Below are 11,221 nucleotides of genomic sequence, written 5' to 3'. Positions count from 1 at the left end.
TGCTCGAGGATGAAGGATTCAGAGGGAAGCTACCTGACTGCAAAAACCCGTATGGTGACGGGACTACAGCCGAAAAAGTGGTTCATGTCCTGACTCGCCTTGCCGTCAAGGAATCGCTCTTGACAAAGTGGGTTCAGTCTGACGAAGAGTTCCTGCTCCAGGAGTCAGTAAATTCATTTCCAGATCCTCACATTATCCGACCGTGATCGCTGGTCGTCGCTGATCATGCGTCTTCCGGCTGCAGATCGCGACATACACTTTCTGCCTCAGTACGGACTCATCTACCGGGAAACGTACGGATACGAGCCGTTTCTTGCCTTTTATGGAAATGAGGACTACTTCGTGATTCAGCCTTTTGTCAAGAGAGCATTGAACGAGCTGCCGTTCTTGAAGGACCAGCACGTCACGAAGGAATACTATGATGTCACAAACCCCTATGGATATGGGGGGCCGCTTTCGAATACAAGCTCTACCAGGCTTCAGCAACTTCTGTCGAAGTTTGAAGAACATCTGCTCGACTATTTCTACCAACAGAAGTTTGCCTCGGAATTCACGAGTTGTCATCCCCTGATCGGTAATCACATTCTTGCAATCAGTGCCGGAGTCAGTGGTGTGTCTTTGCAGAAAGCTGTGGTTTACATTGATCTGACATTGGATGAAGACGAATTCTGGGGCCGCATCAGTAGAGGTCATCGCAGCAGTATCCAGAAAGCAAAGAATAGTGGCGTGAGGATCGAAAAAATCGAACCTGACGCCAAGGCTTTCACTACGTTCAACGCCCTCTATTATCGAACAATGAAGAGAAACGAGGCGGCCGAACGGTGGTTCTTTCCGGAGGATTACTTCTTCAACTGTTCGAAGCTCTTAGGACGGAAAAGAACTTCACTGTTCTTCGCATACGTCGGTGATCAGGTTGCCTCTGTCTATCTTCTCATGCACGGTTTCTCTACGGCGTACTATCATTTTGGAGGGTCTGACGATACGTATTTCGAGCTCAGACCAAACAACCTCCTCATGTACGAGACGGCATTATGGGCAAAGCGTAACGGGTACACAAGATACCATCTTGGAGGCGGGGTGACCTCTTCTCCAGGGGACAGCCTTTTTGCCTTCAAACACAGGTTCTCCGGGAGGACAGCGGAGCTTTATACCTATTACCGTGTCCTGCATGATCAGACGTACGCCGAACTCTGCTCCTACAAGATTGCTCACGAGCAGCAGACCCTGGGGCATGTTCTTTCATCCGATTACTTTCCGGCTTACCGCAGGTAGGAGCTTCAGGGCAGGTATAGCATGAATTTCGAGACACGAGATTTTTTTTTCAGAGAGGAAGACAAGCCTATCGTTATTGCGGAAGTCGGTGTAAACCATAACGGCGACCCTTTGCTTGCCCGGAAGATGGTCGATAGCGCAAAAGAAGCGGGCGCTGACGTCGTTAAGTTTCAAGCATTCAAGTCTGAAAAGGAGATAAGCCGGTACGCACCGAAGGCTGCATACCAGGAAAAGGCGATGCAGGGTACAGGGAATCAACTGGAGATGTGCAAGGCACTCGAACTGAGTCCATCAGTATTAAGAGAAATGAAGGAATATTGTGCCTCTGTCAGCATGCCTTTCCTGTGCACAGCCTTTGAATTCGACAGCGTCGACCTTCTTGTCGATGAACTTCGCCTAAATACAATCAAAATACCGTCGGGTGAGATCACTAATATTCCTCTGCTCAAGTATGCAGGAGCCAAGCGCAAGGGAATTGTTCTCTCAACAGGTGCAAGCACCCTCGCAGAGGTGCGTAAAGCTATCGAGACACTGAAAAACGCAGGTACTAAAGAGATTCTGCTTTTTCATTGCGTTTCGAGCTATCCCGCCCCCTGCGACCAGATCAACCTCAGGGCGATGATAACACTCAAGCGGACATTCGGGCTTCCGGTCGGATACTCAGATCATACGCTGGGCAACCATGCTGCATTAAGCGCGGCAGCCCTCGGAGCGGCGGCGATCGAGAAACATTTCACGCTCGACAGGACTATGACTGGACCTGACCATCAGGCCTCTATCGAACCGCATGAACTGAAGGAATTGGTGCAGGGTGTTTGCATCGTCCATCAGGCGTTGGGCACCGGCGTGAAAGAACCCGCGCCCTGCGAAGCGCCAAATCTCCCGCTGATCCGCAAGAGTTTGGTCGCGGGCCGCGATCTGACCAAAGGCACAAGGCTGCAAATCGATATGATAGAGATCAAACGGCCGGCGAACGGCATTGAACCCGGAGACCTGGAGAAGGTGCTTGGGTTGACCTTGAAGCATGATCTTAAGGAGGATATGCCTTTGCAGTGGGAGGATTTAGCATAGGCACTGATACCATTGAGCTTTACAACAGCCTCGCTCCCCATTACCGGGAGTATTCCAGGACGCGATCCGCTTACCTTGAGGCGGTAGAGAAATACATCATCCATCACATACCCCACAACGCCACAAGTCTCCTTGATGTCGGGGCGGGAGATGGCGTGCGGGGAATGAATATCGCTATCGAAAAGAAGATTCCTCGCGTCGTTCTTTCAGAACCCAGCATGGAAATGGTGGCTAGATGCAGGCAACTGCAAGGGGCGGAAGTGTGGTCCGTATCCGCAGAGGACCTCCCTGTTGACCGCGGCACCTTCGACGTTGTCATCTGTCTCTGGAACGTCCTGGGGCATATTGAAAGTCGAGTTCAAAGAGTGGAAGCCCTGAGAAGGATGGAGGGACTCCTCAGTGCTGAGGGAGTTTTGTTTGTTGATGTTAATAATCGCCACAACGCCGCGCAGTACGGGACTCTCAAGATCTTAGGTAGAATCGTCAAGGACTTTCTTCTGCCGGACGAGAAAAGAGGCGATGCGACGTTCGAGTGGAACGTTGGCAACACAAAGATGATATCTATGGGGCACCTGTTTACCCCTCGCGAAATAGAAGGCCTCTTTATTGCCAGCGGGTTGAAGGTGAGACAGAGGGTTACAGCAAATTATCAAGATGGAACGATTTCAAAATCGGTTCTGAAGGGACAGTTGCTATATACCCTGACAAAATAGATAGTCAGAGGACTGAGAGGATCAGGGGATGAGTTGGGATCCTGTCTGGGAAGATATTCATGCGAACAGAGAATGGGGGAAGTATCCCGCTGAAGAGCTTATACGTTTTGTGGCAAGGAACTATTACAACCGGGAACCCCGGGAAGAGGTGAGGTTTCTGGATCTGGGCTGCGGTAATGGTTCTGCTACCTGGTACCTGTGCAGGGAGGGTTTCTCCGTAGCCTCCTACGATGGATCGACCACGGCTATCGCCAAACTGAAGAGACGCCTGGAGAGTGAGGGACTTGTTGCAGATCTCCGAGTGGGTGATGCGACCTCTCTGCCGTACCCGGATCAATATTTTGACTGCGTTATAGACCTGGCCTGTCTTATGTGTAATGATCTGAAAAACAGCCAGAAAATAATCAAGGAAGTTGAGAGAGTTTTGAAAGTCGGGGGATCTTTTTTCTCACATACCCCCAGGATAGATTGCTGGGGGTACGGGATAGGCAAGCCTGCCGGGAAGAACACCTTCGTGGATTCACCGGAGGGTCCATTTGCCAATATGGGGATCGTGCGTTTCTGTTCCCTTGAGGATGTTCAAAACATGTACGCCCCCTTTTCCCCCCTGGAAATCAACTATGTCGTGCGGACAGTAAACAACGGGCAGAACAGTCTGGCATTCTGGATTGTGACAGGCTCAAAGGGAATACGCCCGGGCCAGTCTGTCGAGAACTAACTTCAAAAGGGACCTGATGAAAAAAGAAGAGTTAACAAAATATCTGATCAGACAGAACCAAACCATCCGGGAGGCGATGGAAAAAATAAATGAGAATTGGCGCGAAATAGTCTTTGTCGAAGACGATAGCGGGAAGTTGGTCGGTAGCATAACCGATGGAGATGTACGGAGAGGGCTGTTGGGAGGTCTTGCATTCGAATCTTCGGTTGAAGCCATTATGAACAGTCATTTTACGTATGCAGGACCTGAAATGAGCCGGGCAAGCGCACTGGATTTGATGAAAGCAAAAACTCTCCTCCAGATACCGATAGTGGATCGTGAGATGCGCTTGGTCGGCGTTCATTTTCTGCAAGAAATCCTGGGCACAGCAATAAAACCGAATACCGCTGTTGTTATGGCAGGAGGAAAGGGCGTAAGGCTAAGGCCTCTCACGGAGGCAATACCCAAGCCGATGGTACCCGTAGCCGGCCGCCCGATCCTGGAGCGGGTAATACTCCATTTACTTGGATTCGGTATAAGAAACATCTACATCGCCGTCAACTATATGAGTAACACTATCGAGGAGTATTTCGGAGACGGAAGCTCTCTCGGGTGCACTGTGCATTACCTCAGAGAAGAAAAATCGCTTGGAACTGGAGGAGCATTGTCACTGCTGCCAGATACAGGACCACACCCCTTAATTGTTATGAATGGTGACCTGGTGACTCAAGCAAATATCGGCAGGATGCTTGAATTCCACGAAGCGCAAGAATGCGAGGCAACCGTTGGCGTAAGTCTCTATCCATTGCACATACCTTTTGGTGTGGTAAGAAAAGAGGGCACGAGGCTGATCGAACTACAGGAAAAGCCGACCGAGCATTTCGTCATCAATAGCGGCATATATATTCTCAGCCCTTCGGTCCTCTCTCTTATACCAAAAGATCAGGAGTTCCCGATTACATCACTCATCCAGAACCTGTTGGCCCGAAATGCTCTGGTGAGTGCTTACCTGATTGAAGAGGAATGGATCGACGTAGGGAGACACGAAGATTTATGGAAAGCAAAAGGAATTATCTGACATGCATTCGAGGACAACAGTTGAGAATACTTCTCGTGGTTTGTGATGATGCTTCCCATGCCTCAAGTAAAAATTGATAGAAGCTTACCGGGATACGTCCCCACGAATAGCAGTCGAGAGAGGGAAACTGTTAGCCTTGATAGATTAAGGCCCCAATATCGATCCGATGAATAATAGTCTTGTCTATATAATGTCTCCCACTCACGTCATTTCCTCGATTGCCGCGATCAAAACTTTACACCCTGACGATCTCCCGGCTGTTACGTTTCTCGCCCACTGGCCAGGGGTCGGTACAGAAGTCGTTGAGCAAATTGGAACATTAGTGTCCCGCATTTCCAGCGGATTTCCTTTTGTCAAGAACGTAATTACGATGTCGAGTGACGAGAAAGCGGCGTTATCGCCGAACGGAGATCTCGCTGGAACCATTCTCGCGCTGAAGCGGCGTACGGGGGACCGCTATCACGAGATCTACTACGCGCATGATATTGAAGGGGGAATGTTCAATTTACTCTGCGCCTCCTTTCCAAAAGCTAAAAGGATTTGTTTCGGCGACGGGCTCGGAAATGTGTATCAGAAGCATGTGCATCTTGGATTTCTTTTCCCGGACGCCTTTGCAAGCGAGGCCACGGATAAGAAAAAAACCGGGCCGCTGCGGAAAACCGTTGAAAGGCTCGGAAGATTAGGGTTGTTTCGAAAAACGAATCTCACACTCAAAGATATCGAGGCCAAGCAGTTCTCTCCCCATATAGCGGTGCTTATACTGCCCATCGATCAATCTGGATATTTTCTTAGAGGTGTTGATTTGATAGTCCCGGAAAAAGCTCTCGTGCTCGATATCGTGAGGACCTGCATATCGGCCGCGGAGGACTTGAGCCAGTACATAGACAATCTCCTCACAACACACCATAACAGAGGAAAATATGTACTCTTAACCGACAACATAGCGGAGGGCAATTTCATCGAATTTGACACAGAAATAAAGATGTACTGCACGATGCTGAAAGAACACTGCAGGCCGGAGAGCGTTATTTTTCTTAAGTCTCATCCGGGGGAGACCCTTCCGCGAAACGAAGCAATCAAACAGCAACTCTCAGGCCCCTTTCAGATCGAGGAACTGGACACACGATTCAAACGTTATCCCATTGAGATGTGGGAGCCCCTCGTGATAAATAGCGAGGTCATTTGTCTCTCTTACCCTGTCCTTTCACTAAAATACCTGTACGAAGTGGATGTTATACAACCGATGGACGACGTTTTTGTTGAAAAATGGTTCCCGGAATGGACCTGGGCTTCTTACAAAAATGCCGCTACTCTCTACATGGAGCCGCTCAAGCGCCTGGCTGAGTGGGACGGAAGAAGCGTGCTCTGGTCGGGAAGTATCGCACAAGGGTAAAACATGACTGGAAAAATCCTGGTGACCGGTGCCGACGGCTTTATCGGCTCTCATTTAGTAGAGTACCTGGTGCACAGCAACTACAACGTCCGTGCATTCGTCTACTATAATTCTTTCAACTCCTGGGGCTGGCTTGATCACCTCGATGAAGAGACGATCCGGTCAGTGGACATCTTTGCGGGAGATGTCCGAGATCCGTACGGAGTAAAAAAGGCCGTAGAAGGATGTGAAATGGTCCTGCACCTTGCCGCACTCATCGGAATTCCCTATTCTTACTATTCGCCTGACAGCTACGTTGATACAAATGTTCGCGGCACACTGAATATCCTGCAGGCCTCAAAGGAATCCGACGTCAAAAAAGTAATTCACACCTCTACCAGCGAGGTGTATGGCACCGCTCGCTTCGTACCTATCGCTGAAGACCATCCCACGAATGCGCAGTCTCCCTATGCCGCAACCAAAATCGCCGGCGATCACCTGGCGCTATCCTTCCATCATTCTTTCGGGACACCGGTAGCAGTGGTAAGACCCTTCAACACATACGGGCCCAGACAATCTGCAAGGGCCATTATTCCAACCATCATCAACCAGATTCTGAGCGGGAAAGGGACAATACAACTTGGATCGCTTCACCCTACGAGGGATTTCAATTATGTAGAGGACATAGTCCGCGGCTTCGTTGCGGCAATCGAAAACGAGACGTGCATCGGCGAAGTGATAAATCTGGGATCCGGCTACGAGGTTTCAATTGGGCAAACCGCTGAGCTGATTGCCGAGCTAATAGGAAAAAAAATAGAGATAATCACGGACGAACAGCGGATCCGCCCCAAGACAAGCGAGGTGGAGCGACTAATAGCTTCGAATGCTAAGGCAAAGGCATTGATAGGCTGGCAACCGGCGTATAGCGGTGGAGATGGCTTTCGACGGGGACTGGAGAAAACTATTGCATGGTTTTCGAACCAGGAGAACTCGCGGAGCTACAAAACAGACAGGTACACCATTTGAAATCGTCGCGAGCCCAATCTATACTGTCCGTACTCAGACAATGCCTTGCGGTAACAGGAAAGCCGATCGCCCTCCATGAGCCCTGTTTTTCTGGTAACGAATGTAAGTACGTGAAGGAATGCCTGGATTCTACCTGGGTCTCATCAGCTGGACCCTTTGTCAATCGGTTCGAAACCATGCTTTCCGACTTTACGGGCATCAAATACGTCGTTGCTACCGTGAATGGAACGGCCGCGCTTCATGTGGCCCTGAAGGCCGCAGGCGTAAAGGCGGGCGATGAAGTTCTGTGCCCTACCATGACGTTCGTCGCCACCGCCAATGCCATCACTTACTGCAACGCCACTCCCCATTTTGTGGATAGCGATGAGAGGACCCTTGGCGTCGATCCGAAAAAGTTGGAGGAATATTTACGGTCGGCATCAACATTGAGAGAAGGCGCATGCTACAACACCGCCACCGGGCGTCGCGTACGTGCGTTGGTTGTTCTTCATACGTTCGGTCACCCTGCCGACCTCGACAGCCTCAAAGAAATTTGTGATCGCTTCAGTATTGCATTGATAGAGGACGCTGCACAATCGATAGGCTCTTTCTACAAAGGCAAGCACACCTGCCACTGGGGGATAGCTTCCGCTCTCAGCTTTAACGGCAACAAGACGATTACTACGGGAGGTGGGGGTGCTGTTCTGACAAACAGTAAAAATATAGCCAGCTATGCAAGACACATTTCCACTACCGCCAGGTCACCCCACCAATGGTCCGTGTTGCATGACGAAATAGGATACAATTACCGATTGCCCAGCATCAACGCTGCCCTGGGCTGTGCCCAACTCGAGCAACTGCCTTCATTCCTCGAGAAAAAGCGGTCGCTCGCATCGAAATACCAGGCTGCATTCGATGGAGTCGAAGGAGTCACGTTCTTTACCGAACCATCCTACGCAAGGAGCAACTATTGGCTGAACGCGCTCTTGCTTTGTGGCAACAACGGGGAGGAGGAGAGGGACCTGGTATTGGAGTTGACCAATAGCAACGACATAATGACAAGACCTCTCTACACGTTGATGCACAGACTGCCCATGTTCAAGCATTGTCCTCGCATGGACCTTTCTTCGGCTGAAAGCATCGAAGCTCGATTGATAAACATCCCCAGCAGCCCCGCACTTGCATAAATCGTAATTATTCCGCGCAAGATGATCCGAAAAATTCTTAACAGAATCAGACCTTGCCCAAACCCTCAACCTGTCCGGGAATCTCTCCCCACCTGCTGGGACCTTCATAAGGATTATGTGAGAATTCACCCGAGCACAATAGTCGACCCCGTGGCATCCGTGAAACTATTCAACCCTCCTCAGCCGCCTAAAATCTGCCTGGAAATAGGAGAAGGCTCTCATATTTTTGCGAGCTTTAGCCTGTTGAGACCCGAAGCCAAGATCACGGTCGGAAAGCGATGTCAGATAGGGGCATCTACTTTCATCGCTGCTGAATCCATTGAAGTCGGAGATGATGTCCTGATGGCCTGGGGGATAACCCTGATGGATACAAGCGCACACTCAGTACTCTGGGAGCGGAGGAAAAATGACGCAAGCCAGTGCTACAAGGACTACTTGGAGGACAGGAATAACTTCATTAAAAACAAAGACTGGTCAAATGTTCCCACAAAGAAGATAACCATCGGTGATAAGGTTTGGATCGGCTTCAACGCAGCGATCCTCAAAGGAGTGACAATTGGCGAGAGGTCTGTCATCGGCGCCTGCAGCGTGGTGACCGACAATGTACCACCCGATAGCGTGGTCAGCGGCAACCCTGCGCACATTGTCAGGAAGATCGATGGGAATGGCGAGACTGAGACGTGAAACTTTTAATCACCGGCATATCAGGCTTTATCGGCTGTTCCCTCGGGGCATATTTCGCCGCAAAGGGGGCTCATATTATTGGATTCTCAAGGCGAGAGATTCTCAGCCCTTTTGCCTCAGAGAACGTGAAGACGAATTACAGACCGGCCGAAATAGCGCGACTCGTGAGGCGCTTCCGACCCGATGTAATTATTCACGCCGCGGGGCCATCTTCCGTGAGAGACTCCTTCAAAGACCCTGCGGAAGATTTTTCGAAATCGGTCGTCCTGTTTCACTCACTTCTCGAAGGGATACGGATGTCCGGGATAAGGCCACTGGTCATATTCCCGTCCAGTGCAGCCGTCTACGGTAACCCCGCCTCGTTGCCGGTTTCAGAGTCAGCTCCCTTGAAACCCATTTCTCCGTATGGTTATCACAAGGTGTTATGTGAAAAGCTGGCGGAGGAGTACGCGGAACTCTACAGTATCCCTTCCCTTGTAGTAAGATTGTTCTCTGTCTTTGGCACGAGACAGAAGAGGCTTCTTGTGTGGGAATTGTTTGATCAGTTCAGGAACCGTAAGGAAGTTGTCGTCGAGGGGACCGGCAACGAGTCGAGAGACTACATCCATGTTGATGATGTGGCCCGTCTGCTTGAGAAGCTGCTTTCCGGAGTAAAAGAGAAGTATCTCATCGTCAATGTTGCAGCTGGCCGTGCTGTCTCCGTGAAGGAACTCGCCTATCTCATGAAGGAAATTCTGAATAGTGGCAAGCCGATAGTCTTCCAGGGAAAGGTACGGCTTGGTGATCCACTTAAATGGCAGGCCGATGTGGTCCTTTACGAGGCGCACACAGCAGGGAAGGTTGATCTGGATTTCAGACTTAGATTGCGGTCTTGCCTCCTAGAATGGAGCGAACCGAAGTGAAGCTGCTCATTGTCACGGAAATAGAGAGCATCCACGCGGCCAGGTGGGTAAACCAGCTGAAAGATACTGGTTGGGAAGTGCACGTGTTCCAGGCAATGGCGTCTCATTCTTCGATTAATCCTGAATTCTGTTTTGGCGTTCTCCATGTTCCGCTGCAATGCCCAGTTCCTAAAGGGGTAGACGCTCGTTTCACCTTAGGTCTGGGCAGTGGGGTAGACACGTGGATGGAACGTATCGAAAAGAAGCAGCCAGGTGCTTTCCAGGCTGTGCATGAGGATTACCTGAAAAAACTAATCGAACAGCTGAAACCAGACGTCATTCATTCTCTAGGGCTTAACATAAACTGGACGAACATCTGTCTTCCGGTTCTTCGAGTCCGACAGGAACTCGGATCACGGCATGCAGTACCGTGGTTCTATTCATCCTGGGGAACTGATCTTTCATTTTATCCTTCACTGTCCAAAGAAAACAGGGAAGATGTCGAAGATGTTATAAGGAATTGCGACTACCTCGCCACGGAGCATCGACACGATTGGGAATTGGCGAAGCAGATGGGATTCCAGGGAAGATTTGTTGGCTTCTTCACAGGTTTCGGCGGCATCGAAAAACAATTTGCCCCTTCTCTTGATGCCCTTTGCGTCCCCTCCTCGAGAAGAACCATCCTCGTGAAAGGCAGGGACATTGCAGACGGTGACCCGGTCGGAAGAGCTATGACCGCAATGGATGCGCTAAGCTTGTGCCGAGACGTGTTGAAGGACTATCACATTGCCATATTCTCCGCTCAGTTCTCCAAGGCCGTCGCAGAGAAGTTAACAATGCTATCTGCAACAACAGACTTGAAGCTTCACATCCTGCCGCACATTTCTTACAAGAATCTGATGGAGGTTTATCAATCGTCAAGAATTTTTCTAGCATTGACGGTTAATGACGGTATACCAGGCAGCCTTCTTGAGGCAATGTCAGCTGGCGCTTTTCCTATTCATTCCGACTTAGATTCCATACGTGAATTGATAACCGACGGTGAGAATGGCTTCCTGGTTCCGCCGGATGATCCAACGGCTGTAGCTCAGGCTCTGAGGAAAGCGCTCACTGATGATACGATCATAGATAAGGCGGCGGCAATCAATACTGAGATCGTGAGGAAGGAATTTCTTGATGAAGTTGTTCGGCCTCGAGTCCTTTCGGCCTATGGCGAGATTGCACAATCAGGCCCTGTAAACGAGAAGCAAAATAAAGCAAT

12 protein-coding genes are annotated in these 11,221 nt (G+C 50.1%); all 12 read left to right on the top strand.

The window, feature by feature from the left end; all coding sequences use genetic code 11:
* On the top strand, window positions 1-206 hold a 206-nt coding region (locus VMT62_07715; GenBank protein ID HVN96298.1), incomplete at its 5' end, for a hypothetical protein.
* Window positions 207-225: 19 nt separating this feature from the next.
* A complete protein-coding gene (locus tag VMT62_07710) occupies window positions 226-1,272 on the top strand; it encodes a GNAT family N-acetyltransferase (GenBank protein HVN96297.1) in 1,047 nt (348 codons plus the stop codon).
* A 21-nt stretch (window positions 1,273-1,293) separates the two neighbouring features.
* Window positions 1,294-2,343, top strand: coding sequence for an N-acetylneuraminate synthase (gene neuB, locus VMT62_07705; protein ID HVN96296.1), 1,050 nt, complete (start codon window positions 1,294-1,296; stop codon window positions 2,341-2,343).
* A complete protein-coding gene (locus VMT62_07700; protein HVN96295.1) occupies window positions 2,325-3,056 on the top strand; it encodes a class I SAM-dependent methyltransferase in 732 nt (243 codons plus the stop codon). Before neuB ends, VMT62_07700 begins: the two co-directional genes overlap by 19 nt.
* A gap of 28 nt (window positions 3,057-3,084) precedes the next feature.
* Complete coding sequence (locus VMT62_07695; GenBank protein HVN96294.1) at window positions 3,085-3,774, top strand: class I SAM-dependent methyltransferase; 690 nt, start codon at window positions 3,085-3,087, stop codon at window positions 3,772-3,774.
* 16 nt (window positions 3,775-3,790) lie between these two features.
* Window positions 3,791-4,831: a nucleotidyltransferase family protein gene (locus VMT62_07690; protein HVN96293.1), complete on the top strand. Its 1,041-nt coding sequence runs from the start codon at window positions 3,791-3,793 to the stop codon at window positions 4,829-4,831.
* 370 nt (window positions 4,832-5,201) lie between these two features.
* Window positions 5,202-6,224 (top strand): hypothetical protein, encoded by a 1,023-nt coding sequence (locus tag VMT62_07685; protein ID HVN96292.1) that lies wholly within the window; start codon window positions 5,202-5,204, stop codon window positions 6,222-6,224.
* A 3-nt stretch (window positions 6,225-6,227) separates the two neighbouring features.
* The gene (locus tag VMT62_07680) at window positions 6,228-7,229 is read left to right on the top strand and encodes an NAD-dependent 4,6-dehydratase LegB (GenBank protein HVN96291.1); all 1,002 of its coding nucleotides are present in this window, start codon (window positions 6,228-6,230) and stop codon (window positions 7,227-7,229) included.
* Window positions 7,172-8,395: a LegC family aminotransferase gene (locus VMT62_07675; protein ID HVN96290.1), complete on the top strand. Its 1,224-nt coding sequence runs from the start codon at window positions 7,172-7,174 to the stop codon at window positions 8,393-8,395. Before VMT62_07680 ends, VMT62_07675 begins: the two co-directional genes overlap by 58 nt.
* 117 nt (window positions 8,396-8,512) lie before the next feature.
* On the top strand, window positions 8,513-9,079 hold the full coding sequence (locus VMT62_07670; GenBank protein HVN96289.1) for an acyltransferase: 567 nt from the start codon (window positions 8,513-8,515) through the stop codon (window positions 9,077-9,079).
* Window positions 9,076-9,981, top strand: a complete 906-nt coding sequence (locus VMT62_07665; GenBank protein ID HVN96288.1) for an SDR family oxidoreductase — start codon at window positions 9,076-9,078, stop codon at window positions 9,979-9,981. Before VMT62_07670 ends, VMT62_07665 begins: the two co-directional genes overlap by 4 nt.
* Window positions 9,978-11,221 (top strand): glycosyltransferase (locus tag VMT62_07660; GenBank protein ID HVN96287.1); only part of this gene is annotated, 1,244 nt, incomplete at its 3' end. The genes VMT62_07665 and VMT62_07660, both read left to right, overlap by 4 nt.

Source organism: Syntrophorhabdaceae bacterium (assembly GCA_035541755.1).
Taxonomy (GTDB): domain Bacteria; phylum Desulfobacterota; class Syntrophorhabdia; order Syntrophorhabdales; family Syntrophorhabdaceae; genus PNOF01.
The sequence above is the reverse complement of the archived record's forward strand: the minus strand, read 5'-3'. Positions and strand labels throughout refer to the sequence as shown.

What these genes read in the sequence shown, in the direction of transcription:
- VMT62_07710 (HVN96297.1), top strand. Translation starts at nt 226, where the DNA reads ATGCGTCTTCCGGCTGCAGATCGCGACATACACTTTCTGCCTCAGTAC.
- VMT62_07680 (HVN96291.1), top strand. Translation starts at nt 6,228, where the DNA reads ATGACTGGAAAAATCCTGGTGACCGGTGCCGACGGCTTTATCGGCTCT.
- VMT62_07690 (HVN96293.1), top strand. Translation starts at nt 3,791, where the DNA reads ATGAAAAAAGAAGAGTTAACAAAATATCTGATCAGACAGAACCAAACC.
- neuB (HVN96296.1), top strand. Translation starts at nt 1,294, where the DNA reads ATGAATTTCGAGACACGAGATTTTTTTTTCAGAGAGGAAGACAAGCCT.
- VMT62_07675 (HVN96290.1), top strand. Translation starts at nt 7,172, where the DNA reads ATGGTTTTCGAACCAGGAGAACTCGCGGAGCTACAAAACAGACAGGTA.
- VMT62_07685 (HVN96292.1), top strand. Translation starts at nt 5,202, where the DNA reads ATGTCGAGTGACGAGAAAGCGGCGTTATCGCCGAACGGAGATCTCGCT.
- VMT62_07695 (HVN96294.1), top strand. Translation starts at nt 3,085, where the DNA reads ATGAGTTGGGATCCTGTCTGGGAAGATATTCATGCGAACAGAGAATGG.